Origin of the sequence: Streptomyces sp. CC53, from assembly GCF_001865245.1 — a bacterium.
Lineage (GTDB): Bacteria > Actinomycetota > Actinomycetes > Streptomycetales > Streptomycetaceae > Streptomyces.
The window spans coordinates 97,382-122,329 of record NZ_MKXB01000137.1; the positions used below are offsets into that span (position 1 = coordinate 97,382).

Here is a 24,948-nt window from a genome sequence, read left to right on the forward strand (position 1 = left end):
ACGGTCCGCCACGTCCGCCGCGCTACACGCCGGCACCCTTCGCCGCGGTGTCGATCGCGGCGAGCGAGCGGCGGACCTGATTGCGGTCCGTCGTGTACCAGAAGTCCGGCATGGACGTACGGAGGAATCCGCCGTAACGGGCGTTCGCCAGCCGAGGGTCGAGGACCGCGACGACACCCCGGTCCCCGGTGGCCCGCACCAGACGGCCCGCCCCCTGTGCCATCAGCAGCGCCGCATGGGTCGCGGCGACCGCCATGAAGCCGTTGCCACCCGCCTCCTCCACGGCCTTCTGCCGGGCGCTCATCAGCGGATCGTCGGGGCGGGGGAACGGAATCCGGTCCATGACGACCAACTGGCAGTTCGGCCCCGGCACGTCCACGCCCTGCCACAGCGACAGCGTGCCGAAGAGGCACGTCTCCGGATCGGCCGCGAAGTTCTTGATCAACTCTCCGAGGGTGTCCTCGCCCTGCAGCAGGATCGGCCGGTCCAGTCGGCCCCTGAGCTCCTCCGCCGCGGCCTGCGCCGCGCGCATGGAGGAGAAGAGCCCGAGCGTACGCCCGCCGGCGGCCTCGACCAGCTCGGCCAGTTCGTCGAGCATGTCGGCCCGTCCGGCCTCCCGGCCCGGGGTGGCCAGGTGCCGGGCGACGTAGAGGATGCCCTGCTTGCGGTAGTCGAACGGGGAGCCGACGTCGATGCCCTTCCAGACGGGCAGGTCGTCGCCCTCCACTCCCTCCGGTGCGAGACCGAGGGACGCGCCCACGCCGTTGAAGTCGCCGCCGAGCTTCAGCGTGGCCGATGCCAGGACCACCGAGCGGTCGGCGAAGAGCTTCTCGCGCAGCAGGCCGGACACGGACATGGGGGCGACCCGCAGGGACGCACCGAAGCGGTCGTGCCGCTCGTACCACACCACGTCGTACTCGCTGCCGCCCAGGATGCGCTCCGCCACGGCGTGCACGTTCTCCACGGAGGCCAGCGCCTGCTTGCGGACGGCGTCCTCGTCCTGCACGGACCGGTCGCGGGTGGCTCCCAGCGCCGAGACCACGGTGCGCCCGGCGTCCCGCAGCGCCATCAGCGCGTACGCGAGATCCTCCGGGATCTCCTCCAGGCGCCCCGGCAGGGCCAGCTCCATCAGCCGCTCGAAGCCCTCCGCGGCGGTCTGCAACTGGTCGGCCGCCTTCTCGTCGACCAGCTTGGCGGCGCGCCGCACCGCCCGGTTGACCTGCCCCGGGGTGAGCTCGCCCGTGGCGACGCCCGTCACCCGCGACACCAGCTCATGGGCCTCGTCGACGATCAGCACCTCGTGCGGCGGCAGCACGGGGGCGCCCTCGATGGCGTCGATGGCGAGCAGCGCGTGGTTGGTGACGACGACCTCCGCCAGCTTGGCCCGCTCACGGGCCGCCTCCGCGAAGCACTCGGCGCCGTAGGCGCACTTGGTGGCGCCCAGGCACTCCCGGGAGGTGACGGAGACCTGCGACCAGGCACGGTCGGAGACCCCCGGCGTCAGGTCGTCCCGGTCGCCGGTCTCCGTCTCGTCGGACCAGTCCCGCAGCCGCAGGAGGTCCTTGCCGAGCTTGCTGGTGGGGGTGGCCGCCTCGAAGGGGTCGAAGAGCCCGTCCTCCTCTTCCTGCGGGACGCCTTCGTGCAGCCGGTGCAGGCACAGGTAGTTCGAGCGGCCCTTCAGCATCGCGAACTCGGGCCTGCGGCGCAGCAGCGGGTGCAGGGCCTCGACCGTGCGCGGCAGGTCGCGCTCCACGAGCTGCCGCTGGAGGGCCAGGGTGGCGGTGGCCACCACCACGCGGTCGCCGTGCGCCAGAGCCGGCACGAGGTAGCCCAGGGACTTGCCCGTACCGGTCCCGGCCTGGACGAGCAGGTGCGAGCCGTCGTCGATGGACTGGCCGACGGCCTCGGCCATGGTGACCTGGCCCGGCCTCTCCGTACCGCCGACGGCGGTGACGGCGGCGTGGAGGAGATCGCGGAGGGATGGCTTCGTCATAACCCGTCCACCCTAAGGGGCGCCGCCGACAGTCGGGATCACGCGAGCCCGGCCCCGGCCGCTGCCCGGCCGGATCCGGTACGGTCCACCGCGGCCAGGGCGTCCGCGAATCGTTCGAGCACGGCCTCCGCCTGCTCCGGGGTGAGCGTGAGCGGCGGCAGCAGCCGGACGGTCCCCGGGCTGCGGGCGTCTGCGTCCACGATCAGCCCCCGCTTGAGGCACTCCTGCCGTACGGCCACGGCCCCTCCCGATGCGGACGGATCGTCGAGTTCGAGGCCGATCATGAGGCCGCGTCCGTGGACGGCCCGCACCCAGGGGAGCGCGCCGAGGTCCGCGCGCAACCGGGCGAGCATCCGTGCGCCGAGCTCCGCCGCGTGGCCGGCGAGCCGGTTCCTGCGGACGTACGCGAGGGTGGCCGCGCCGGCCGCCATGGCGAGCTGGTTGCCCTGGGACGGACCGACCGGGCGGTCGAGCGCCGAGCGGTAGACGATCACCGCGAGGGGCAGCGAACCGCCGATGGCCTTCCCCATGACCATCACGTCCGGGACGACACCGCTGTGCTCCACCGCCCAGAACGTGCCGGTGCGGCCCACGCCGGTGTGGGTCTCGTCCGCGATCAACGGCGCGGAACCGGCCTCCGTGGCCGCGCGCATCCGGCGCAGCCAGCCGTCCGGTGCCGGGAGCACACCTCCCTCGTGGCGCACCGCCTCGACGAGCACGCCCGCGAGCGCGGTCAGGTCCTGCCCACCGCCCTCGCCCTCCCCGGCCGGAGACCGGTCGTCACGGGGGAACGGCAGCCGCGTGACGTCCGGCGCCGGATGCGCCGGGTCGGGTTCGTGTCCCGTGTAGGAGAGGATGCCCGTGCGTCCGGTGGCGGCGCGGGCGAGTGCGAGTGCTGCCCCGACGGCGTCCGGAGCCGCCGGGCCGCAGAACCGGATCCGGGCGTCGCGTGCCAACGCGTCGGGCAGCGTGGCGAACAGCTCCGTGGTGAAGGTGTCCTTGACGGGCGACGCGAGGTCGGGCGCGTGGAGCGGTTCTTCGGAGTCGATCACGCGCTTGACCGCCTCCAGCACGACGGGGTGGTTGTGACCGAGGACCAGCGTCCCGGCGCCGGAGGCGCAGTCCAGGTAGCGCCGCCCGTCCGCGCATTCGATCGTCAGCCCGCGGGCCCGCACGGGGACGACGGGCAGCGAACGGGCGTACGTGCGCGCGGCGGGTTCGCGCAGCCACTGGCGCCGGAGGATGCCTTCCGTTCTGGTGGTGGCGGTGGGCGGTGCGACTGGAGCTGTCTCTATGGCGGCCACGTCCTTCGGTCCTCCCGGTGTCCCCGTGCGTCCCCCTTGAGGGGGTAACGACCGGAGCACCGGCGGATCACGGTCCTGCCGGAGATCCTTGCGGAACGGAACCGTCCCCCTGCCGCGTGCCGTCCCCCACTGCACCGGCATAGTGGGGGCCGCACGTCGGCGCGTCCGCGGGTCCGGGCACGCACCCGAACACGCCCGCTCCGGTACGTCCTTGACATGAAGTCCCAGGGGGATCAGACACATGCGCACGATTCGTCCGCTGTTCGCCACGGCCGCCGCCGCGGCACTGGCGCTGACGGCCACCGGCTGCGGCCCGAGCGAGGACGTGGCGGGCGGCTCGCCCACCGCGTCCGCCGGCACCGCCGCCTCGCCCGACGGCAAGATCACGATTCCGGACGACCTGAAGGACCGGCTCAAGGAGCACGGGATCGACCTCGACAAGTGGCGCGGCGGCGAGTGGCGGAACTGGGACAAGGACACGTGGCTGCGCGAGGCGAAGGACTTCGTCAACCCGATCATCGAGGACCTCTGGGACCCGGACCGCATGCGGGAGGCGGACGAGCCGGGCAAGGAGCCGGTAGAGGAGGGTGACCTCCCCGGCGACGAGGGGGTGACCGACCCGACCCCGAAGCGGGTGGAGGCGGCACCGGTCGGGACGCCGTACCACACGAACGCCCCGGAGGCCGGGAAGCTGCTGTTCGACGGGCCCAAGGGCTCGATGGTGTGCTCGGCCACGGTGGTGGAGGACCCGGCGAACCCCGGGAAGTCCAACCTCGTGTGGACGGCCGGCCACTGCGTCCACGCGGGCAAGGACGGCGGCTGGTACCGGAACATCGCCTTCGTCCCCTCGTACAACGACAGCGGCCTGTCCACCGCCCGGTTGGAGAAGGCGCAGCGCGAAGAGGTCGCACCGTACGGCGTGTGGTGGGCCGACTGGGCGCAGACGTCGGAGCAGTGGATCGCCGAGGGCGGCCCGGTCGGCGGTCAGGGAGCGCCCTACGACTTCGCGGTGATCCACGTGACGCCCGAGAAGGGCAGCGGGGGCAAGTCGCTGGAGGAGACGGTGGGCTCGGCGCTGCCGGTCGACTTCGCGGCGCCGACCGCGGCGGGGATCGCCGGGGTGAAGGCCACCGGATACCCGGCCTCGCCGCCGTACGACGGCCAGAAGCTCTACCAGTGCGCGGACAAGCCGGGCCGGCTGTCCGTGAAGGCCGGTCAGCCCACGATGCACCGCATCGGATGCAGCATGACGGCCGGGTCGTCGGGCGGCGGCTGGGTGCACACGGGCAAGGACGGCAAGCCCGCGCTCGTGTCGAACACGTCCATCGGGCCGGTGACCTCCGGCTGGCTCGCCGGGCCGCGGCTCGGCAAGGAGGCCGAGGGCGTGTACACGGCGGTCAGCGAGCGCTTCGCCCGCCGCTGACCCCGCCCGTACGCGGCGGTGGCGCGACCGCCGTCGCCGGGCGTCCTGTCCGGCGCAACCCACGACGAGGGGAGGGCCCCCGGCTGTTCAGCCGGGGGCCCTCCCCTGTTCCGGTGCGTGCCGCGGCGCCGCGTACGGGCGCGGTCAGGCCGCCGCGGGGACGAACGGCGCGAGGAGCGCCGCCAGTTCCTCGTGGACCCGGGCCTTGAGGAGTGTGCCTTCCGGGGTGTGCTCCTCGGACAGCACCTCGCCGTCGGCGTGGATGCGGGAGACGAGCTCGCCCCGCGTGTACGGCACGAGCGCCTCGATCTCCACCTCCGGCCGGGGCAGTTCGGCGTCGATCAGGGCGAGCAGCTCGTCGAGGCCCTGGCCCGTGCGGGCCGACACGGCGATGGCGTGCTTCTCGACCCGGAGCAGCCGCTGGAGCACCAGCGGATCGGCGGCGTCGGCCTTGTTGACGACCACGATCTCGGGCACGTTCACCGCGCCCACGTCGCGGATCACCTCGCGGACGGCCGCGAGCTGCTCCTCGGGCGCCGGGTGCGAGCCGTCGACCACGTGCAGGACGAGGTCGGCGTCCCCCACCTCCTCCATCGTGGAGCGGAACGCCTCCACCAGGTGGTGCGGCAGGTGCCGGACGAACCCGACCGTGTCGGCGAGCGTGTAGAGGCGGCCGCTCGGCGTCTCGGCCCGGCGCACGGTCGGGTCGAGGGTGGCGAACAGCGCGTTCTCCACCAGCACGCCCGCGCCGGTGAGCCGGTTCAGCAGGGACGACTTGCCGGCGTTGGTGTAGCCGGCGATCGCGACGGACGGCACCTTGTTGCGCCGCCGCTCCTGCCGCTTGATGTCGCGGCCGGTCTTCATGTCCGCGATCTCCCGGCGCAGCTTCGCCATCTTCTCGCGGATGCGCCGACGATCCGTCTCGATCTTGGTCTCACCGGGGCCGCGGGTGGCCATGCCGCCGCCCGAGGAACCGGAGCCGCCACCGCCCATCTGGCGGGACAGCGACTGACCCCAGCCGCGCAGCCGCGGCAGCATGTACTGCATCTGCGCCAGGGAGACCTGTGCCTTGCCCTCTCGGGACTTGGCGTGCTGGGCGAAGATGTCGAGGATCAGTGCGGTCCGGTCGACGACCTTGACCTTGACGACGTCTTCGAGGTGGATGAGCTGGCCGGGGCTGAGCTCACCGTCGCACACGACGGTGTCGGCGCCGGTCTCCAGGACGATGTCCCGCAGCTCCTCGGCCTTGCCGGAGCCGATGTACGTGGCCGGGTCCGGCTTGTCGCGGCGTTGGATGACTCCGTCGAGGACCACCGCGCCCGCCGTCTCGGCGAGGGCGGCCAGCTCGGCCAGCGAGTTGTCCGCGTCCTGCACGGTGCCCGTGGTCCAGACGCCGACGAGCACGACGCGTTCGAGACGCAGCTGCCGGTACTCGACCTCGGTGACGTCCTGGAGTTCGGTGGAGAGTCCCGCCACCCGGCGCAGAGCGGCACGGTCCGCGCGGTCCAGCTGGTCGCCGTCCCGCTCTCCGTCGATCTCGTGGCTCCAGGCGACGTCCTCTTCCATCAGGGCGTCGGCCCGAAGGCTCTCCGTGCGGCTCTGCTCGGTGAGGCGCTGCGCGTCCTGGGAAAAGGATGAAGAGGAGGTCATTGGATCCTTACGTCGATGGAACTTCTGGTGTGACGGTGACAACGCGGGAACGGGCCGGAAGATTCCCGGCGGGTTCCACGGCGCCGCCGACACGTCGATGGTCGCACGGCCCGGTGCGGACCGTCACCCTGGTTTCGTCGCCCGGCGCCGGTGCGCGCCCGCCGGGCCTAACCGGTGCCGGGCCTCAGGCGGCCGGCGTTCCGACCGGTGGTGCGGCACCCGTCCGGGCCTGCGTCGCGGCGGGGCTCTTCGCGGGTTCCTCGCTGTGCCAGTCCGGGTGTCCGGGCATGGGCGGCGTCTTCTCGTCGTACAGCCACGCGTGCAGGAAGGACGTGAGGTCGCGGCCCGCGACCTCGGAGGCGAGGCGGACGAAGTCGGACGTGCCGGCGACGCCGTGGGCGTGCTCGGCCACCCAGCGCCGCTCCAGCTGCCGGAAGGCGTCGTCCCCGATCTCCCTGCGCAGTGCGTAGAGGATCAGGGCGCTGCCGTCGTAGACGACGGGGCGGAAGAGGCTGATCTTGTGTCCGGGCGCAGGGGGCCTGGGTGCGGCCGGGGGCCCGCCCGCGGCCCGCCAGCGGTCGGACACCGCGTACGCGTCGCGCATGCGGCGCTCCAGCGGGTAGTGGCCCGCCTCGTCGGCCCACAGGGCCTCGTACCAGGTGGCGTGGCCTTCGTTGAGCCAGAGGTCGGACCAGGAGCGGGGGGTGACGCTGTTGCCGAACCAGTGGTGGGCCAGCTCGTGCACCATGATTCCCTCGACGTACCAGGCGGGGAGCTTGGGGTGGGTGAACAGGGGCCGCTCGAAGAGGGAGAGGGTCTGCGTCTCCAGCTCGAAGCCGGTGCTCGCGTCGGCGACGAGCACCCCGTACGTCTCGAAGGGGTAGCGGCCGACGTGCTGCTCCATCCACTCCATGTGCCCGGGCGTCTTCCGCAGCCAGGGCTCCATGCGCTCGCGGTCCCGTTCCGGGACGACGTCCCGCAGGGGAAGCCCGTGCGGTCCCGTCCGGTGGACGACGGCCGAGCGGCCGATGGAGACCTGGGCGAGCTCCGTGGCCATGGGGTGCAGGCCCCGGTACACCCAGGTGGCGTGCGCCCCGGACACCGAGCGGCCCAGGGACGTGCCGTTCGCGACGGCCGTGAGGTCCTTGGGGACGGTGACGCGGAACGTGAAGTACGCCTTGTCGGCCGGGTGGTCGTTGCAGGGGAAGACGCGGTGGGCGGCGTCCGCCTGGTTCGCCAGGGCGAGCCCGTCGGCGGTGCGGAGCCAGCCGCCGACGGACTTGGGGGCGGCCGGGTCGCTGGTGTGGCGCACGGAGATGCGCATCCGGGTGCCCGCCGGAACCGTCCGCTCGGGCGTGACGACCAGGTCCTCCCCGGTGAGGGCGTGTGCGGCGGGGCGGCCGTTGACCCGGACGTCCGTGACGGTGCCGTGCGCGAAGTCGAGGTTCACCCGGGCCAGGTCCTGGGTGGCCAGGGCGTCGATCTTGGTGAGGGCGTCCAGGGGTTGGGTGTTGTCGCCGCTGTACGCGAGGGCGATGTCGTACGCGCGGACGTCGTACCCGGGGTTTCCGAGGTGCGGGAAGAGCGGGTCGCCGATGCCCAGGGGCTGGGGCGGCGGGAGGGCCGCGGCGAGGAGGCCGGTGGACGCGGCGGCGAGGAGTGCGGCGCGCAGCCGGCGGGAGGTGAGGCGCATGCACCCACCGCTTACCAGCGGGTCGGCGGCGGACCGGGACGGCACGCACGGGCGCCACCCGAACGAGCGGGCGTGACGCCTACGCGCCCGTGGCGGCGGCCCGATGTGGTGCCCCGGCCGGGGCGGGGATCCGATCGTCGGCGGGCTGCGGGCGGGGCAGGGGGTGGCGGAGGCCGGTGCCCGGGTCGGGGCGCCCCTGGGGCGGCCGGGACCGGGCGCGGCGAGCGGACCCGCAGGTGTGGTGCCACCGTGGCGCGGTGCGGACCGACCCGGGGCAGGCAGGGCGGGCGGGGGTGCGGGCCGGGCCGGGGCGGCATCCGGCCGAACCGGGCGCGGTGACGCGGCGGCGCGGCCGACGTGGGGGTGCGGCTGATCCGGGCGGGCGGCTGACGTGAGGGTCCGGCTGACGTGGGCGTGCGGCCGGATCGGGTCAGCGGGGTGCGGCCGGGTGCTGGGCGCGGCTGACGTCGTAGACGCCCGGCACCTCGCGCATCGCGCGCATGAGGGAGGGCAGCTCGGCGGCGTCGGGGAGGTGGAGGGTGTAGGTGTGGCGCACCCGCTGTTCGGTGGGGGGCTCGACGGTGGCCGACACGATCTCCGCGCCCGCGGTGGCGATGGCCTCGGTGAGGTCGGCGAGCAGCCGGGGGCGGCCGAACGATTCGGCAACCAGCGTGACGCGGCAGGCGGCCTCGCCGCCCCAGCGGACGGCGACGGGGGCGCGGCCCAGGTTCTGCATGCGGTGCACGGCGGGGCATTGGGCGCGGTGCACGGTGACGGTGCCGCCGCGCACCGCGAAGCCCGTGACGGTGTCGGGCGGCACGGGGGTGCAGCAGCCGGCGAGGCGGACGGCGGAGTGCGGCGCGTCGACGACGGCGTTGGCGGTGCGGGGCCGGTCCGCGACGACGGAGGCGGCCGGGCGGGGCCCCGCGGCGGGGGCGGCCGCGGTGGGCTGCGGGGGGTGGGCGGCGAGCCAGCGGTTGATGGCGATGCGGGCGGTGGGCGTGCGGGCGTGCTCCAGCCAGTCCGGGGAGGGGCCGGAGCCGGGGTCCTCGGCGAGCAGGGGCTGCACGGTGTCACCGTCGCGCAGGACCGTGCCCAGGGTGGCGAGGCGACCGTTGACGCGGGCGCCGACGCAGGCGTGGGCGGCGGGGCCGTGCTGCTCGTAGGCGGCGTCGAGGCAGGTGGCCCCGGCGGGCAGGGCGAGGGTGCCGCCGTCGGGGCGGAAGACGGTGATCTCGGTGTCCTGGGCGAGGTCGTCGCGCAGGGACGTCCAGAACGTGTCGGGGTCCGGGGCGAAGCGCTGCCAGTCCAGCAGCCGGGACAGCCAGCCGGGCCGTGTCGGGTCGACGCGCTCGCCGTCCTTGGCGGCGTCCACCGGGTCGTCGGCGTCGTACGGGTTGCCGAGGGCGACGACGCCGGCCTCCGCGACCTTGTGCATCTGGTGGGTGCGGATGAGGATCTCGGCGACGGCGCCTCCGGCGGTGACGACCGCGGTGTGCAGCGACTGGTACAGGTTGAACTTGGGCGCGGCGATGAAGTCCTTGAACTCGGAGACCACGGGCGTGAAGCAGGTGTGGAGCTCGCCGAGGACGGCGTAGCAGTCGGCGTCCTCGCCGACGAGGACGAGGAGGCGGCCGAAGTCGGTGCCGCGCAACTCGCCGCGCTTGAGGCTGATGCGGTGCACGGAGACGAAGTGGCGGGGTCGGACGACGACGTCGGCGGTGATGCCGGCGTCCCGCAGGACGGTGCGCACGGCGTCGGCGACGGTACCGAGGGCGTCTCCCTCGGCGGCGACCGCGGCGATGCGGGTGCGGGTCCGCTCGTACTCGACGGGGTGGAGGATGGCGAAGACCAGGTCCTCCAGCTCGGTCTTCAGTGCCTGGACGCCGAGACGTTCGGCGAGGGGGATGAGGACGTCGCGGGTGACCTTGGCGATGCGCGCCTGCTTCTCGGGGCGCATCACGCCGAGGGTGCGCATGTTGTGCAGCCGGTCGGCGAGTTTGATCGACATGACGCGCACGTCGTTGCCCGTGGCGAGGAGCATCTTGCGGAAGGTCTCGGGTTCCGCGGCGGTGCCGTAGTCGACCTTCTCCAGCTTGGTGACGCCGTCCACGAGGTACGCGACCTCGTCGCCGAACAGCTCCTGCACCTGCTCCAGGGTGACGTCGGTGTCCTCGACCGTGTCGTGGAGGAGGGACGCGGTGAGGGTGGTGGTCTCCGCGCCGAGCTCGGCGAGGATGAGCGTGACGGCCAGCGGGTGCGTGATGTAGGGCTCGCCGCTCTTGCGGAACTGGCCGCGGTGGGAGAGCTCGGCGAGGGCGTACGCCCGGTGCAGGACGGTCAGGTCCGCGTCCGGGTGGTGGGCGCGGTGCGCTTCGGCGACGTGGCCGAGTGCGTCGGGGAGCCGGTCGCGCCCGGTGGGGCCGAGCAGGGCGGCGCGACCGAGTCTGCGCAGGTCGATTCTGGGGCGCCCGCGCCTGCGGGTGGGGACGGCGGGGGCGCTGGGGTTGGTGGCCTCTGCGCTCATGGGGCACCTCCGACGGCGTCGACCGGCGGTGGGCGGGCAAGGCGTGCACGCCCGGCCGGTGCTTGATGCTACCGAGCCCACCACGCGCCGCTGTCCCGCTCTCGCCCAGCGTGAACGGGATCACCCATTCGAGCGAGGTTTTCGCGGGTGCGGTTTCGCTGTGTGACAGGCGGGGGCGCGCTGTGCCGCCCACCCGGGCGTGCCGGGGCGTCCCTTACGCGGGGGTGCCCAGCCAGGAGGGCTCGACGGTGCCCTCGGCGACGATGACGGCGGGCCCGGTCATCTCGATCTCGCCGTCGGGGTGCTCGGTGATGGTGAGGGTGCCGCCGAGGACGTCCACGGTGTACGTCACCGGGGTGCCGGTCTCGGCGGGGTCGGCGCCGTCGCGGCGGGCCGCGGCGACGGCGACGGCGCAGGCACCGGTACCGCAGGAGCGGGTCTCGGCGGCGCCGCGCTCGTGGACGCGCATGGCCACGTGGCGGGGGCCGCGGTCGGCGACGAACTCGATGTTGACGCCGTCCGGGTAGACGTGACCCGGGCTGTACGGCGGTTCCGCGTGCAGGTCGCCGGCGTGCGCAAGGTCCTCGACGAAGGCGACGGCGTGCGGGTTGCCCATGTTGACGTTGCGGGCCGGCCAGCTGCGGCCGTCGACGGTGACGGTGACCCCGTCGCGGGGCAGCACCGCGCGGCCCATGGAGACGGTGACGTCGCCGTTCTTCGCGAGGTGGACCTGCTTGACGCCGCCGCGCGTGGCGACGGCGACATCGCCCGCGGTCGCGTGGCCGGCGTGCTCCAGGTAGCGGGCGAAGACCCGTACGCCGTTGCCGCACATCTCCGCGACCGAGCCGTCGGCGTTGCGGTAGTCCATGAACCATTCGGCCTCGTCGGCCATGTGCCGCGCCTCGGGGTGTGCGGCGGACCGCACCACGTGCAGCACCCCGTCGCCGCCGATGCCGGCCCGGCGGTCGCAGAGCCGGGCGACGAGGGCAGCGGACAGCTCGGTGGCGTTGTCCGGGTCGGGCACGATCACGAAGTCGTTCTCCGTGCCGTGACCCTTGAGGAATGCGAGGCGGGGGGTGACGGCGGTGGGTGCGGTGCTCACGCGTTCCATCGTACGGGGCGGGTGCGGCCGCCGGCTCGGCCGTCCGTCGGCTGGACGGCGGCATCGACGGGCGTCGGCGCCCGGCCCCCGTCACCGGGGCACGGGGCTGCTGCGGGGGCCGCGGCCGGCGGGGCTTCCCGCGCCGCGAGGTGCGGAACGCGGGCCACCGATGCCGCAGGCGCGTGTCGCCCGGCGGAGGCGCGGGTGGACCGGAGCGGAGGCTGCGGGGCGGTCACGTCAGGTCCGGAGCGTGCCGGCCACGCGGGGGAGGCCGGTCAGCGGAGGCGGGCCACGCGCCAGACGGCAAGGGTGACGAGGACGGTCACCGCGGCGACGTACAGGGCGATGACCCGCCAGTCCGGGCGTTCGCCGGAGCCGCGGGCCGGGAGGCCGGGCCAGGTGTATCCGACGCGGCGGGCGGCCATCATGCCCCAGCCCGCCGCGCAGCCGGTCAGCAGGAGGCCCAGCATGGCGAGGACGGCGCCCCCGTCCCCCGAACCGAAGGCGAGCGGGAAGGCGAACATCAGGGAGCCGAGTGCGCCGAGTCCGACGATCGGGGCCAGTTGCCACACCCTCAGCCGCCCCTGCGGGCGCAGCTCGACCTCGACCTCGTCCGGGGTGATCTCCTGCGTGCCGTCCTCGTCGAGCTCGGGTCCGTCCGGGCTCAGCTGCGGGGCCGCGTGCACGCGGGACACCGCGGAGACCTCGGGCGTGTCCGCCACTCCGATTCCTCCCGATGTCCCTGGTGCCGCCTGCGTCTCGGGCGCGCCGGTCGCTGCCGGGGCTTCAGCGGACGCCGCCGCGTCCGGACCTGACGCTCCGGAAGGCCCTGTGCGCGCAGGTGTGTCCGACGCCTCGGGCGTGTGCTCCTCGGACGTGTCCAGGCTGTCCGGTGTGTCCCGCCGTTCTCTGTCGCGAGGGCCGGCCTCCATCGCCACGCGCCCTCCCCACGTCGGATTCACTGGTCGATCGATGCTCGATGATGGCACGGCCACGCACGTCGATCTGACGGCCGGAGCGTCCCGATGCCATCACGTGATCAGGCTGTAACCGCTCGTTCGACCAACGTGAGGGCACGCCCCGGGAGTTCCCCGCGGTCGGCGGCGCCCCCGCCGAGCCACCGGACCCGCGGGTCGCGGCGGAACCAGGAGTCCTGACGGCGGGCGAAGCGCTTGGTCGCGCGGATGGTCTCCTCGCGGGCCTCCTGCTCGGTACACTCCCCCGCCAGCGCGGCGAGGACCTGCTGGTAGCCGAGGGCCCGGGAGGCGGTGCGGCCGTCGCGCAGGCCCTGCGCCTCCAGGGCGCGCACCTCGTCGACGAGGCCGTCCTCCCACATGCGGTCCACGCGGGCGGCGATGCGGGCGTCGAGCTCGGGCCGCTCGACGTCGACGCCGATCTGGACCGTGTCGTAGACCGGGTCGGGCCCGGGGAGGTTCGCGGTGAACGGCCTGCCGGTGATCTCGATGACCTCCAGCGCGCGGACGATCCGACGGCCGTTGCTCGGCAGGATCGCGCGCGCCGCGTCCGGGTCGAGGCCGGCGAGCCGGGCGTGCAGGACGCCGGAGCCCCGCTCGGCCAGCTCGGCTTCCAGGGCGGCCCGCACGCCGGCGTCGGTGCCGGGGAACTCCAGGGCGTCGATGGCACCGCGTACGTAGAGGCCGGAGCCGCCGACGAGGACGGGGGTGCGGCCTTCGGCGAGGAGCCGGTCGATCTCCGCCCTGGCGAGCCGCTGGTACTCGGCGACGCTCGCGGTCTCGGTGACGTCCCAGATGTCCAGCAGGCGGTGCGGGACGCCGCCGCGTTCCGCCGGGGTCAACTTCGCGGTGCCGATGTCCATCCCCCGGTACAGCTGCATGGAGTCGGCGTTGACGACCTCGCCGCCGAGCCGCTGGGCCAGATGGACGCCCAGGTCGGACTTTCCTGCGGCGGTGGGGCCGACGACGGCGATGACGCGGGGGGCGGGGGTTGCGGTGCTCACCGGCCCAGTCTCCCAAACCCCGCAGCATTACCCGAACGAGCTACGTGACACCGCCGACGGCTTGTCGTTGCCAGTTGCGAGGTCCCGACCGCCGGTTCACGGGCCGGCCCCACCGGGCGCAGCAAGGGGACGCTCCGACCGGCACGGGATTTCGCCCACACGAGTACGCTATGGAGTGGATATGGGCGTTTTTGGATGGTTTCGCCGGAAGAGTGAGCAGGAGGCCGCGGCCACGACCGGTGAAGCGGCCGGGGCCGAGGCGGTCAGCGCGGAACCCGGACCGGAGGACGGCCGGGGCGAGGACGAGGTGACCGCAGCGTCGACGAGCGAGGACGGGGACGCGCGGACCCAGGCCGAGCCGGCGTCCGGTGTGGCCGAGGAGCGTGCGGAGCCGGACGCCTCCGCGAGCACCACGGACGCCTCGGTGGGCTCCGCGGGCGGGGCCGCGACCCGCGGGGAGTCCTCGTCGCCCGCCGAGGAGGCGGCGGGCGAGTCCCCGGGCATCCCCCGGCAGCAGTCCGCCGAGGAGGCGGCGGACAGCGAGGCTCCGGACAGCGCCCGCAGGTAGACCCGCGCGGTGACCTCCCGCAGGTCGTTCAGAGGAAGGTGGGCCATGGGCATCGTGGATTCGCTGAAGGCCAGGATGGGTCCGGCCAGGGAGAGGGTCGCCGGGTTCGCCCGGCAGCACGGCGACCGGATCGACCACGGCATCGACAGGGCCGCGCAGGCCGTCGACCGGAAGACCAAGGGCAAGTACAGCGACAAGATCGAGTCGGGCACCGGCAAGGCCAGGCACGCGATGGACCGGTTGTCCCACCGGAACGGCGGGAGCACTCCACCAGAGCCGCCGCCCGCCACCTGAACCGGCCTGCCGACGACGGCGGGCGGCCGTGGGGCACCTGACGCTCCGCGGCCGCCCGCCGTCGTCGTTGCCGGCCTCCGGATCCGTGCCGGATCACGCCGCGGGGCCCGGTCAGGACCAGGCGGCCACCAGATAGCCGACGCCGTAGGGGGCGTCGTCGTACAGGAGGCGGCCCGCCAGGCCGGCCTCCCGGGCCGCCCCGGCCAGGACCTGCCAGGGGGCGCGCCCGGCCGCCTTCAGCTCGTGCGCGAGTGCGGGGTCGAGCGCCGCCAAGGCGGCCGTGTCCGCTGCGGCGAGGGCGCGCGCCGCGTCCGCGTCGAACCCGCCGGCCCGCTCGTCGAGGTAGCCGGGAGCCTTGACGGTGCGGCAGGCACTGCCGTCGCCCAGGACCAGCAGGGCGACGCGGGGGGCACGGTCGGCGATCTCCCGGCCCCGTGCGGCGCAGCGCCCGGGGGCGAGCCGCTCGTCCACGCCCAGCCCTTCCACGGGGGCGTCCGACCAGTCGGCGCGCCCGAGCAGCCACGCGCCCACGGCGAGGGAGTCGGGCAGGGGCGGGCCCCCCACCGGGCCGGACGTCGGCCCGGCGGGCTCCACCGCCGTCCCGCCGGGACCGAGCATGACGTCCAGATCGACGCCGAAGCCCTGGAAGCCGCCCGAGGTCCCCTCCGGGTAGCTCAGGGCACCTCCGGCGGCCTCGGAGGTGGCGGCGCGTGGATCGGTCCCGACCACGACCAGCCGGTCGGGGCGCGAGGCGGCCAGCACCCCGAGGGCGTCCAGGCAGGCGGCACGTGCCGCGTCAAGCTCGGACGCGGCGCCTGCGGCGACCTCGGGGACGAGCAGGGGCGGGCAGGGGCACACGGCGGCGGCGACAAGCATGATCCGCAGCGTAGCCAACGCGGCCGGCGCCTCCCCGCCGGATGGGCCGAACGGCCCCGCCCCGGCCGGGGCCGCTGCCGGTGGACGGTGCGGCCGGCCCCCGGAGCCGGGCGGGTCCGGCCGGGCGGACCGGGTCAGTCGACGGCGCAGCGGGAGGTCGCCGGCGGCAGCGGGGCCGGGATGCCGACCTGGGGCAGGCCGAGCATGACCCCCGCGGGCCTGGCCGCCTCCGCTGCGTTCCGCTTCTCCCAGGCGTCTCCCGCGCGGGTCCGGCGGACAGCGGTCACGGGTCCCTCGGCCAGCAGGTGGTGCGGCGCCGCGTACGTGATCTCCACGGTCACGACGTCGCCGGGGCGCACCTCCTGGCCGGGCTTGGTGAAGTGGACCAGCCGGTTGTCGGGGGCGCGGCCGGACAACCGGCGGGTGGCGTCGTCCTTGCGGCCCTCGCCTTCGGCGACCATCACCTCGACGGTGCGGCCGACCTGCTTCTTGTTCTCCTCCCAGGAGATCTCCTCCTGGAGTGCGACCAGCCGCTCGTAGCGCGCCTGCACGACCGCCTTCGGGATCTGGTCGTCCATCTCGGCGGCCGGGGTGCCGGGGCGCTTGGAGTACTGGAAGGTGAACGCCTGGGCGAACCTGGCCTCGCGGACCACGTGCAGGGTCTGCTCGAAGTCCTCCTCGGTCTCCCCGGGGAAGCCCACGATGATGTCCGTGGAGATCGCCGCGTCCGGGATGGACTCCCGGACCTTGCGGATGATGCCGAGGAAGCGCTCCTGACGGTACGAGCGGCGCATCGCCTTCAGGACCGTGTCCGAGCCGGACTGGAGCGGCATGTGCAGCTGCGGCATCACGTTCGGCGTCTCGGCCATCGCCGCGATGACGTCGTCGGTGAAGTCGCGGGGGTGCGGGGAGGTGAAGCGGACCCGCTCCAGGCCCTCGATCCGGCCGCAGGCCCGCAGGAGCTTGCTGAACGCCTCGCGGTCGCCGATGTCGGAGCCGTACGCGTTGACGTTCTGGCCGAGCAGGGTGATCTCGGAGACGCCCTCGCCGACGAGGGCCTCGATCTCGGCGAGGATGTCGCCGGGGCGGCGGTCCTTCTCCTTGCCGCGCAGGGCGGGCACGATGCAGAAGGTGCAGGTGTTGTTGCACCCGACGGAGATCGACACCCAGGCCGCGTACGCCGACTCGCGACGCGTGGGCAGGGTCGAGGGGAACGCCTCCAGGGACTCCGCGATCTCGACCTGCGCCTCCTCCTGGACGCGGGCGCGCTCCAGGAGGACCGGCAGCTTGCCGATGTTGTGCGTGCCGAAGACGACGTCCACCCACGGCGCCTTCTTCACGATGGTGTCGCGGTCCTTCTGCGCCAGGCATCCGCCGACCGCGATCTGCATGCCGGGCCTGCGGGCCTTGACCGGAGCGAGGCGGCCGAGGTTGCCGTACAGCTTGTTGTCGGCGTTCTCGCGGACCGCGCAGGTGTTGAAGACGACGACGTCGGCCTCGCCCTCGGCGTCCTCCGGTGCCCGGACGTATCCGGCGTCCTCCAGCAGGCCGGAGAGGCGCTCGGAGTCGTGGACGTTCATCTGGCACCCGTAGGTGCGCACTGCGTAGGTTCGTGTGACGTCCACTGCCTGGCTCCGGTCGCTGCTGGTCATGGGACAAGGGTAGGCGGTCGCACCGACACCCCCGCCCCCAGCCGCCCACCGCCTGTGGCGTGCGCCACAGGCGGGTGCGGGAGTCGTGCCCGGGGGACACCGCCGAGGTTCCCCTACGGCGGGCCGACTGGCAGGATCGCGCCATGCCTGCCGTCCCTCACCCCCTCCATCGGCTTGCCCGCCTCGGCCGCCGCCGGGCCTTCCAGGCCCCCGCCGTGCTGCTGGTGGTGCTCGCCGTGTTCCTGTGGTGGTGGGTACCGGACCGCGCGCCGCGGCCCGAAGGGCGGATCACCTTCAGCACCGGGGTCCCGTCGGGCGTGTACCAGCGGTACGGGGAGCTCCTGCAGGAGGCGCTGCGGCGGAACCTGCCCGACGTGGCGACCGGGCTGCGCGACAGCGAGGGCTCGCAGCAGAACCTGGCCCGGCTGGCGTCCGGCGAGGCGGACTTCACCATCGCCACGGCCGACGCCGTCGCCACGTACCTGTCCGAGGGGCGCCCCGGCGCCTCCAGGCTGCGGGGCTGCGCCCGGCTGTACGACGACTACGTGCAGCTCGTCGTGCCGGAGGACTCGCCGGTGCGGTCCACACGGGAGCTGCGGGGTCTGCGCGTGGGAGTCGGCCAGGAGGGGTCCGGGGTGCGGCTCCTGGCGGACCGGCTGCTGCTCGCCGCCGGGCTGGACCCGGCCGTGGACGTGGAGTCCGTCTCCGCCGGGATCGACACGATGCCGGCGCTGATGGAGCAGAAGCGGCTGGACGCGTTCTTCTGGTCGGGCGGGCTGCCGACGAGCGCGGTGAAGCGGCTCTCCGAGCGGTTCCCCGTGCGGCTCCTCCCGCTGGAGGAGGAGGTCGTCGAGGCGGCCCGCAGGAGCGGCGGACCGAGCCGCTACTTCCGTACGGCCACGATCCCGGCCGACGCGTACCCCGCCGCGCAGGGCGGCGAGCCCGTGGAGACGGTGGCGGTACCGAACCTCCTCGTCACCATGGAGGAGATGGACCCCGCACTCGCCGAGGGGGTCACCCGGACCGTGATACGGAGCCGGGACCGGATCGGCCACGAAGTGCACCCGGCGCAGCTGGTGGACCTGCGCACCGCGATCTACACCGATCCGCTGCCCCTGCACGAGGGCGCGCGGCGCTACTACCGCTCGGTGAAGCCGTGAGCCGACCGGCGAGGCCAGGGCCGCCTGTGCCGGACCGGCTCTCACCCACCCCGTGGCACGGCCCCATGTCGCCCGGTCCGCTGAGCCCGACCCCGGCAGAGCAACGGCCTGACCCCGGCTCCCGCCCGAGGGCCCGGGCCGGCCCGCCGGACCGGCTCTCACCCACCCCGTGGCACGGCCCCCACGTCCGCCGGGACGGCATGGCGGCGGGGGCGGCGGGCGGGGCAGGGGCGCCCGCGGGGCACGCAGCAGGGGCGCCCGCGGGCCGCTGCCTCTGCCCCGGCCGCCCCTGCGGCACCTGCCGCCGCAGCCCGCCGCCCGCTGATGCCGCCCGGCGGCCGTCCGTCGGGGCAGGAGCCCGTGTCGGGCGCCGGGCCGGGGCGGTCGGCCGTCAGACCCCGGCTGGTGCCGCGGCCGTCTCCGCCGGGGCCGTGCGCGGCACGGCGACGGTCACGCGCAGCCCCCGGGGCTCGTTGTGCGCATAGGTCATCGAGCCGCCGCCCGCGGCCAGCAGCGTGCGGCATATGGACAGCCCGAGTCCGGAGCCCCTGACGTTCTGGTGCCGGCCGCTGCGCCAGAAGCGGTCACCTATCCGTTCGAGCTCGTCGTCCGTGAGGCCCGGCCCGTGGTCGGCCACGACGATGGTGGACGTGTCCCCGCGCGCCCCGACCTCGACGGTGACCTCCTCCCCCTCCGGCGTGAACTTCAGCGCGTTGTCGATCACCGCGTCCAGGGCGCTGGACAGGGCCACCGGGTCTGCCCAGGCGGTGACGGCACAGGCGCCGCAACCGGTCAGGCGGACACCCTTCTCCTCCGCGAGCGGGCGCCACGCGGCCACCCTCTCGGTGGCCAGCAGCCCTATGTCGGTCAGCTGCAGGTCGGCTGAGGCGTGTTCGGCGAGGGCCAGGTCCAGCAGGTCGTCCAGGACCTGCGCCAGGCGCTTCCCCTCCGTCCGGACGGACGCGATCTCCTCGTTGCCTTCGGGCAGTTCGAGGGCGAGGAGTTCGATGCGCAGCAGCAGGGCGGCGAGCGGGTTGCGCAGTTGGTGCGAGGCGTCCGCGACGAAGGCCCGCTGCTGCTCCAGGACCTCCTCGACGTGGTCGGCCATCTCGTTGAACGACCGCGCCAGGCGCCGCAGTTCCGGCGGGCCCCCGGCGGGCGCGACCCGCGAGTTGAGCTGTCCGGTGGCGATGCCGTGGGTGGCCGCGTCCAGGACGCGCACCGGCTTGAGCACCCAGCCGGTGAGGCGGAAGGCCGCGCCGACGGCGAGCAGCATCGCGGCGCACTCCCCCGCCGCCAGCAGCAGCCAGCCGTGCAGGATGCGGGAGCGCAGCGGCCCCGTGGGCGAGTCGGTGACCACGACGGCGACGACGTCTCCGTCCCGTACGACGGGTGAGGCGACGGACAGCCGGGCTTCGGGCTGCCAGGGCCACACCTGGGGCGGGTCGTGGAAGCGACGGCCGAGGAGGGCCTCGCCGAACGCGCGGCGCACCTCTCCCCCGGCAGGTATGCGCCAGCCCTGCGGGGCGGCGACCAGGGCGTTGCCGTCGCGGTCGAAGACGCCCGCGTCGATGCCGTACACCTCGTGGTACCGGTGGAGTTCGGCCTGGAGCGTCGCGCGGCGCTCGCCGGTGCCGGGGCCGGTCTCGGTGACGTACTGGGCGAGGGCCGCGAAGCGGGCGGTGTCGTCGATGCGGTCGACGACGACGCCCTGCTGGTGGGCCGCGGCCAGGCTGCCGGCGAGCGGGAAGCCGAGGGCGAGCAGGACACCGGCCATCAGGACGATGAGCAGCGGGAGGAGACGCGTACGCACGGGTCGCTGGTCGTTTCGTTGTCTGGGGTCCGGTGTGGGGGCCGGTGGCGGGCACGGGTGTCCGCCGGTCCGGCTGCTGCCACCCTACGGGGCGACCAGCCGGTAGCCCACGCCGCGCACGGTCTCGATGAGCGCGGGCGTGCCCAGCTTGGCGCGCAGGGAGGCGACATGGACCTCCAGGGTGCGGCCGGTGCCCTCCCAGCTGGTGCGCCAGACCTCGCTGATGATCTGCTCCCGGCGGAAGACCACCCCGGGCCGCTGGGCGAGCAGCGCCAGCAGGTCGAACTCCTTGCGGGTGAGCTGGACGACCGCGCCCCGCACGCTGACCCGGCGGGTCGGCAGCTCGACCTCGACGGCGCCCAGCCGGAGGGGTGCGGCGGCGCCCGCGGGCAGGGGGGTGGATCCGGTGTCCTCGGGGTCCGTACCGCCACCGGCGGTGCGCCGGCTGACGGCGTGGATCCGGGCGAGCAGCTCCCCCGTGTCGTACGGCTTGACGACGTAGTCGTCCGCCCCGAGGTTGAGTCCGTGGATGCGCGAGCGGACGTCGCTGCGCGCGGTGACCATGATCACGGGGGTGCTGGTGAGCTTCCGCAGCTTGCCGCAGACCTGATAGCCGTCCTGGTCGGGCAGGCCGAGGTCGAGCAGGACGACGCCGAACGGCGCCCGCCCGGCGTCCCCCGACGGCAGGACCGCCTTGAGGGCCTCCTCGCCGTTCCTGGCGTGCGTGACCGCGAAGCCGTGGCGGCTGAGGATCGCGGTCAGGGCCGCGGCGACGTGGTCGTCGTCCTCGACAAGCAGCAGTCTCATCTGGGCCCCCTCCGAAGGTGGATCGCGTTCGCGTACAACGCCCGGCCCGGGCCGGTGCCGCCGCGGTCCCCGCCACGCCGAACAGCGGTGTGGCGCGTGCGCACGGTTCCGTGCCGCTGCGCTCGGGGCCGTACGGGTCCGTGCCGCTCGTACGGCTGTGCGCGGGCGGTGGGTCGCACGCACGTGGTCAGGATGCGTGGCGCTGGTCGCCGGCCCGTGCGGGGCAGCCCTGCGGGACGTGGCTGTACCCAGGCATGAACCCCGATGCCGGGGCCCGTCGTCAAGGGGCGTCCCCCTGCGGCACGGAATCCGTTATGCAGCCGGTACAGGGGGTCGTTTCGGCACACTTCCCCCTTCACGCGGAGTGTCCGGTTGCAGCCGGATCGTTATGCTCAATTTCCGCTCAGATGTGATGACGCTGCGTGCGGGCCGAGCCTAATGTCCTCTGCAACCCGAGCAGGACGGAAGCGAGAGGCCGATGAGCGGAGTGTCAGTGACCAAGGGCGCGGAGGGCACCGCAGCCACGGCCGGCGACCTGGTGGTGCTGAGCAATGTCAACAAGCACTTCGGCGCGCTGCACGTGCTGCAGGACATCGACCTGACCATCGCCCGGGGCGAGGTCGTGGTCGTGATCGGCCCCTCCGGGTCCGGCAAGTCCACCTTGTGCCGCACCATCAACCGGCTGGAGACGATCGACTCGGGAACGATCACGATCGACGGCAAGCCGCTGCCCGACGAGGGCAGGGAACTCGCGAGGCTCCGGGCCGATGTCGGCATGGTCTTCCAGTCGTTCAACCTGTTCGCCCACAAGACGGTTCTGGAGAACGTCATGCTGGGCCAGGTGAAGGTCCGCAAGACGGACAAGAAGAAGGCCGAGGAGAAGGGACGGGCCCTGCTGGACCGCGTGGGCGTCGGCACGCAGGCCGACAAGTACCCCGCGCAGCTCTCCGGCGGCCAGCAGCAGCGCGTCGCCATCGCGCGGGCCCTGGCGATGGACCCGAAGGTGATGCTCTTCGACGAGCCCACGTCGGCACTCGACCCGGAGATGATCAACGAGGTCCTGGAGGTCATGCAGCAGCTGGCGAGCGAGGGCATGACGATGGTCGTCGTGACCCACGAGATGGGCTTCGCCCGCTCGGCCGCCAACCGCGTGGTCTTCATGGCCGACGGCCGCATCGTCGAGGAAGCGGCGCCCGACCAGTTCTTCAGCAACCCGCGCAGCGACCGCGCGAAGGACTTCCTGTCGAAGATCCTGCACCACTGAGAGTCGCCGGCCCGCCCGCCCCCGGGCGGTGCCGCCGCACCGGTCACCCCCATCACGCCGGTCACCCCCTATCCGAGGCCCCGGATTCCGGACCACGGCCGATCCACGACACAAGGGATGTTCACCATGCAGTTCCGCAAGACCAGTGCGGCCCTCGCCGCGGTGCTGACCCTCTCTCTCACGGCGACCGCCTGTGGCTCCGGCAGCGGATCCGACGGTGACAAGATCACCATCGGCATCAAGTTCGACCAGCCCGGATGGGGCCTGAAGACCCCGGACGGCAAGTACACCGGCTTCGACGTCGACGTCGCCACGTACGTCGCGAAGGAGCTGGGCTACGACGCCGACCAGATCGAGTGGAAGCAGGCGCCGAGCGCCGAGCGCGAGAACTTGATCAAGAACGGCGACGTGAAGTTCGTCGCCGCCACCTACACGATCAACGAGAAGCGCAAGGCCGTCGTCGACTTCGCCGGCCCGTACTTCCTGGCCCACCAGGACCTGCTGGTGCGCGCCGACGAGTCCTCGATCACCAAGGCCGAGGACCTCAACACCAAGAAGCTCTGCTCGGTCACCGGCTCGACCTCGGCGCAGAACGTCAAGGAGAAGCTGGCCCCCAAGGCCGACCTGCTGGAGCAGGGCGGCTACTCCGAGTGCCTCTCGGGTCTGGAGAAGGGCACGGTCGACGCCCTGACGACGGACGACTCGATCCTGGCCGGCTACGCGGCACAGGACCAGTACAAGGGCAAGTTCAAGCTCACCGGTCTGAAGCTGAGCGACGAGCCTTACGGCATCGGCCTCAAGAAGGGCGACACCGAGCTCCGCGAGAAGGTCAACGCGGCGCTGGAGAAGATGACGTCGGACGGTTCCTGGGACAAGTTCGTCGAGAAGAACCTGGGCCCGGCCGCCTACAAGCCCGAGCCCGCTCCCGCGATCACCGAGAAGTGAGCTGAAGGCCGCGGCTGACGCAGCGGCCAACGGACAGAACCAGCAGCCAGGGTGAGGCGCCGTCGGCTCCGGCCGGAGCCGACGGCGTACCCCACGATCCGACCAGGGGAGAGCGCGGGTCAACGTGTTCGACTTCCTAGACAATCCGCAGTACGACCTGCTCGGCGCCTTCTGGGTGACGGTCCAGCTGACCTTCTACTCGGCGGTGGGGTCGCTGATCTGGGGCACGCTGCTGGCAGGCATGCGGGTGAGCCCGGTTCCGGTGATGCGGGCCTTCGGCACCGCGTACGTGAACCTGGTGCGCAACACCCCGCTGACGATCATCATCGTGGCCTGCTCCCTGGGCCTCCACCAGACGCTCAAGTTCACGCTGGCCGGCGACGACTTCAAGACGATCGGCTTCCGCATGGCCGTCCTGGGCCTCGTCGCCTACACCGGGACGTTCGTCTGCGAGGCGCTGCGCTCCGGTATCAACACGGTGCCGGTGGGACAGGCGGAGGCCGCTCGCGCGCTGGGGCTGAGCTTCACGCAGGTCCTCCGAATGATCGTGCTGCCGCAGGCGTTCCGCTCGGTGGTGGCCCCGCTGGCCAACGTGCTGATCGCCCTGACGAAGAACACCACCGTCGCGGCCGCCATCGGTGTGGCCGAGGCCGCGAACCTGATGAAGACCATGATGGAGAACGAAACCGACGCGCTGTTCGCCGTCTTCGGCGTCTTCGCCCTCGGATTCGTCGTTCTCACCCTCCCCACCGGCCTGATTCTCGGCGGGGTGGCCAAGCGTGTGGCGGTGAAGCGATGAGTTCGGTCCTGTACGACACGCCAGGCCCCAAGGCCAAGCGGCGGAACGGCCTCTACACGGCGCTCTTCGTCGCCGTCCTGGCGCTGGGGACCTGGTGGGTGCTCTCCGTCATGGCGGACGAGGGCGAGCTCACCGCGGCGAAGTGGAGTCCGTTCGTCACGGACTCCCGGGTGTGGACCACCTACCTGCTGCCGGGACTCGGCGAGACGCTCAGGGCGGCGGCTCTCGCCCTGGTGATCGCCCTGCCACTCGGTGCGCTGCTGGGCATCGCCCGGCTCTCCGACCACGCCTGGGTGCGGGTACCCGTCGGCACGGTGGTGGAGTTCTTCCGGGCCATCCCGGTCCTGCTGATGATGATCTTCGCGAGTGCGCTGTACCGGGAGTTCACCACCATCGGCTCGGACCTGCGCCCGCTGTACGCGGTCGTCACCGGCCTGGTGCTGTACAACGCCTCCGTCATCGCGGAGATCGTCCGCGCTGGCATCCTCGCCCTACCTCATGGCCAGACCGACGCCGCCAAGGCGATCGGCATGCGCAAGGGCCAGACCATGCTCTACGTGCTGCTGCCGCAGGCGGTCACGGCCATGCTCCCGGCGCTGGTGAGCCAGCTCGTCGTCATCGTCAAGGACACGGCGCTCGGCGGTGCGGTCCTGGGCCTGGCGGAGCTGATGTCCCAGGTGCGCACGCTCAGCGCGAACTACAGCAACATCATCGCCACGCTGATCGTGGTCGCCGTCATCTTCATCGTCGTGAACACGGCGCTCACCCAGTTCGCGAGCTGGCTGGAGGGCGCGCTCCGGCGCGGGAAGAGGACCACCGGCGCGACCGTCGACATCACGGAGATCGACACCGACATGGGCGGCGGCGTCGCCGCCGAGGTGGCCGACGACGAGCTCGGGGGCCGCGGCGGGCGCACCTGAGGCGCACCCGGCGCAGGACCCGTACGCACGGAGGAGCGGCAGCCGGACGGCTGCCGCTCCTCCGTGCGTACGCGCGCCGCTGCCCTGTCACTTGACGCAAGCACAGGCAGTGGGTTGCATACGTTCTGTGATCACATATCGGACCACAGCCGTCCTTCGCCGTCCGCTCCGACCGGCTCC

Annotated in this window: 20 protein-coding genes; 8 read left to right on the top strand and 12 right to left on the bottom strand. The window is 73.3% G+C overall.

Features of this window, described 5'->3' with window-relative positions:
- Positions 1-22: 22 nt before the first annotated feature.
- On the bottom strand, positions 23-1,993 hold the full coding sequence (locus BJP40_RS12870) for an ATP-dependent DNA helicase (protein WP_071280479.1): 1,971 nt from the start codon (positions 1,991-1,993) through the stop codon (positions 23-25).
- A 38-nt stretch (positions 1,994-2,031) separates the two neighbouring features.
- Positions 2,032-3,297, bottom strand: coding sequence for an aminotransferase class III-fold pyridoxal phosphate-dependent enzyme (locus tag BJP40_RS12875; protein WP_071280480.1), 1,266 nt, complete (start codon positions 3,295-3,297; stop codon positions 2,032-2,034).
- Positions 3,298-3,538: 241 nt separating this feature from the next.
- Between BJP40_RS12875 and BJP40_RS12880 the strand changes: the two genes are divergently transcribed.
- Complete coding sequence (locus BJP40_RS12880; RefSeq protein ID WP_071280481.1) at positions 3,539-4,720, top strand: serine protease; 1,182 nt, start codon at positions 3,539-3,541, stop codon at positions 4,718-4,720.
- Between the two features lie 144 nt (positions 4,721-4,864).
- On the opposite strand, the gene hflX is transcribed toward BJP40_RS12880, so the two are convergent.
- From hflX to miaA, 6 genes are all read right to left on the bottom strand, one after another.
- Complete coding sequence (gene hflX, locus BJP40_RS12885) at positions 4,865-6,370, bottom strand: GTPase HflX (RefSeq protein ID WP_071280482.1); 1,506 nt, start codon at positions 6,368-6,370, stop codon at positions 4,865-4,867.
- A gap of 184 nt (positions 6,371-6,554) precedes the next feature.
- Positions 6,555-8,063 (bottom strand): M1 family metallopeptidase, encoded by a 1,509-nt coding sequence (locus BJP40_RS12890; RefSeq protein ID WP_079171129.1) that lies wholly within the window; start codon positions 8,061-8,063, stop codon positions 6,555-6,557.
- A 430-nt stretch (positions 8,064-8,493) separates the two neighbouring features.
- Positions 8,494-10,590 carry a bifunctional (p)ppGpp synthetase/guanosine-3',5'-bis(diphosphate) 3'-pyrophosphohydrolase gene (locus BJP40_RS12895; protein ID WP_071280483.1) on the bottom strand — a complete coding sequence of 699 codons (2,097 nt, stop codon included), beginning with the start codon at positions 10,588-10,590 and terminating at the stop codon, positions 8,494-8,496.
- Positions 10,591-10,804: 214 nt separating this feature from the next.
- Positions 10,805-11,701 carry a diaminopimelate epimerase gene (dapF, locus tag BJP40_RS12900; RefSeq protein WP_071280484.1) on the bottom strand — a complete coding sequence of 299 codons (897 nt, stop codon included), beginning with the start codon at positions 11,699-11,701 and terminating at the stop codon, positions 10,805-10,807.
- 266 nt (positions 11,702-11,967) lie between these two features.
- Positions 11,968-12,414, bottom strand: a complete 447-nt coding sequence (locus tag BJP40_RS12905) for a hypothetical protein (RefSeq protein WP_071280485.1) — start codon at positions 12,412-12,414, stop codon at positions 11,968-11,970.
- 317 nt (positions 12,415-12,731) lie between these two features.
- On the bottom strand, positions 12,732-13,670 hold the full coding sequence (gene miaA, locus BJP40_RS12910) for a tRNA (adenosine(37)-N6)-dimethylallyltransferase MiaA (RefSeq protein WP_071280486.1): 939 nt from the start codon (positions 13,668-13,670) through the stop codon (positions 12,732-12,734).
- 181 nt (positions 13,671-13,851) lie between these two features.
- On the opposite strand from miaA, the gene BJP40_RS12915 reads away from it, so the two are divergent.
- Together BJP40_RS12915 and BJP40_RS12920 are read left to right on the top strand one after the other, a co-directional pair.
- A complete protein-coding gene (locus tag BJP40_RS12915; protein WP_071280487.1) occupies positions 13,852-14,238 on the top strand; it encodes a hypothetical protein in 387 nt (128 codons plus the stop codon).
- Between the two features lie 45 nt (positions 14,239-14,283).
- The gene (locus BJP40_RS12920) at positions 14,284-14,532 is read left to right on the top strand and encodes an antitoxin (protein ID WP_071268321.1); all 249 of its coding nucleotides are present in this window, start codon (positions 14,284-14,286) and stop codon (positions 14,530-14,532) included.
- 111 nt (positions 14,533-14,643) lie between these two features.
- On the opposite strand, the gene BJP40_RS12925 is transcribed toward BJP40_RS12920, so the two are convergent.
- A complete protein-coding gene (locus tag BJP40_RS12925) occupies positions 14,644-15,408 on the bottom strand; it encodes a class III extradiol dioxygenase subunit B-like domain-containing protein (RefSeq protein WP_071280488.1) in 765 nt (254 codons plus the stop codon).
- Positions 15,409-15,542: 134 nt separating this feature from the next.
- Positions 15,543-17,060 carry a tRNA (N6-isopentenyl adenosine(37)-C2)-methylthiotransferase MiaB gene (miaB, locus tag BJP40_RS12930; RefSeq protein WP_071280489.1) on the bottom strand — a complete coding sequence of 506 codons (1,518 nt, stop codon included), beginning with the start codon at positions 17,058-17,060 and terminating at the stop codon, positions 15,543-15,545.
- A 143-nt stretch (positions 17,061-17,203) separates the two neighbouring features.
- On the opposite strand from miaB, the gene BJP40_RS12935 reads away from it, so the two are divergent.
- Entirely contained in the window at positions 17,204-18,220 is a 1,017-nt protein-coding gene (locus BJP40_RS12935) for a TAXI family TRAP transporter solute-binding subunit (RefSeq protein WP_071280490.1), read from the top strand.
- Positions 18,221-18,611: 391 nt separating this feature from the next.
- On the opposite strand, the gene BJP40_RS12940 is transcribed toward BJP40_RS12935, so the two are convergent.
- Both BJP40_RS12940 and BJP40_RS12945 read right to left on the bottom strand, forming a co-directional pair.
- A complete protein-coding gene (locus BJP40_RS12940; RefSeq protein WP_071280491.1) occupies positions 18,612-20,033 on the bottom strand; it encodes a HAMP domain-containing sensor histidine kinase in 1,422 nt (473 codons plus the stop codon).
- Positions 20,034-20,117: 84 nt separating this feature from the next.
- Positions 20,118-20,840 carry a response regulator transcription factor gene (locus tag BJP40_RS12945; RefSeq protein WP_071280492.1) on the bottom strand — a complete coding sequence of 241 codons (723 nt, stop codon included), beginning with the start codon at positions 20,838-20,840 and terminating at the stop codon, positions 20,118-20,120.
- A gap of 478 nt (positions 20,841-21,318) precedes the next feature.
- Here BJP40_RS12945 and BJP40_RS12950 point away from each other — a divergent pair, with 478 nt between their 5' ends.
- The 4 genes from BJP40_RS12950 to BJP40_RS12965 all read left to right on the top strand — a co-directional run bounded on the left by BJP40_RS12950 (position 21,319) and on the right by BJP40_RS12965 (position 24,768).
- Positions 21,319-22,104, top strand: coding sequence for an amino acid ABC transporter ATP-binding protein (locus BJP40_RS12950; protein WP_071271856.1), 786 nt, complete (start codon positions 21,319-21,321; stop codon positions 22,102-22,104).
- Positions 22,105-22,230: 126 nt separating this feature from the next.
- Positions 22,231-23,049, top strand: coding sequence for a glutamate ABC transporter substrate-binding protein (locus BJP40_RS12955; protein ID WP_071280513.1), 819 nt, complete (start codon positions 22,231-22,233; stop codon positions 23,047-23,049).
- Between the two features lie 124 nt (positions 23,050-23,173).
- Positions 23,174-23,848: an amino acid ABC transporter permease gene (locus BJP40_RS12960; RefSeq protein ID WP_071271854.1), complete on the top strand. Its 675-nt coding sequence runs from the start codon at positions 23,174-23,176 to the stop codon at positions 23,846-23,848.
- Positions 23,845-24,768 (top strand): amino acid ABC transporter permease, encoded by a 924-nt coding sequence (locus BJP40_RS12965; RefSeq protein WP_071280493.1) that lies wholly within the window; start codon positions 23,845-23,847, stop codon positions 24,766-24,768. The genes BJP40_RS12960 and BJP40_RS12965 overlap by 4 nt, the downstream gene beginning before the upstream one ends.
- Positions 24,769-24,948 lie beyond the last annotated feature (180 nt).

Coding starts and splice junctions, on each gene's coding strand:
- BJP40_RS12935 (WP_071280490.1), top strand. CDS start 17,204: ATGCCTGCCGTCCCTCACCCCCTCCATCGGCTTGCCCGCCTCGGCCGC.
- BJP40_RS12950 (WP_071271856.1), top strand. CDS start 21,319: ATGAGCGGAGTGTCAGTGACCAAGGGCGCGGAGGGCACCGCAGCCACG.
- hflX (WP_071280482.1), bottom strand. CDS start 6,370: ATGACCTCCTCTTCATCCTTTTCCCAGGACGCGCAGCGCCTCACCGAG.
- BJP40_RS12920 (WP_071268321.1), top strand. CDS start 14,284: ATGGGCATCGTGGATTCGCTGAAGGCCAGGATGGGTCCGGCCAGGGAG.
- miaB (WP_071280489.1), bottom strand. CDS start 17,060: ATGACCAGCAGCGACCGGAGCCAGGCAGTGGACGTCACACGAACCTAC.
- BJP40_RS12880 (WP_071280481.1), top strand. CDS start 3,539: ATGCGCACGATTCGTCCGCTGTTCGCCACGGCCGCCGCCGCGGCACTG.
- BJP40_RS12965 (WP_071280493.1), top strand. CDS start 23,845: ATGAGTTCGGTCCTGTACGACACGCCAGGCCCCAAGGCCAAGCGGCGG.
- BJP40_RS12945 (WP_071280492.1), bottom strand. CDS start 20,840: ATGAGACTGCTGCTTGTCGAGGACGACGACCACGTCGCCGCGGCCCTG.
- BJP40_RS12890 (WP_079171129.1), bottom strand. CDS start 8,063: ATGCGCCTCACCTCCCGCCGGCTGCGCGCCGCACTCCTCGCCGCCGCG.
- BJP40_RS12895 (WP_071280483.1), bottom strand. CDS start 10,590: ATGAGCGCAGAGGCCACCAACCCCAGCGCCCCCGCCGTCCCCACCCGC.
- dapF (WP_071280484.1), bottom strand. CDS start 11,701: ATGGAACGCGTGAGCACCGCACCCACCGCCGTCACCCCCCGCCTCGCA.
- BJP40_RS12955 (WP_071280513.1), top strand. CDS start 22,231: ATGCAGTTCCGCAAGACCAGTGCGGCCCTCGCCGCGGTGCTGACCCTC.
- BJP40_RS12870 (WP_071280479.1), bottom strand. CDS start 1,993: ATGACGAAGCCATCCCTCCGCGATCTCCTCCACGCCGCCGTCACCGCC.
- BJP40_RS12915 (WP_071280487.1), top strand. CDS start 13,852: ATGGGCGTTTTTGGATGGTTTCGCCGGAAGAGTGAGCAGGAGGCCGCG.
- BJP40_RS12925 (WP_071280488.1), bottom strand. CDS start 15,408: ATGCTTGTCGCCGCCGCCGTGTGCCCCTGCCCGCCCCTGCTCGTCCCC.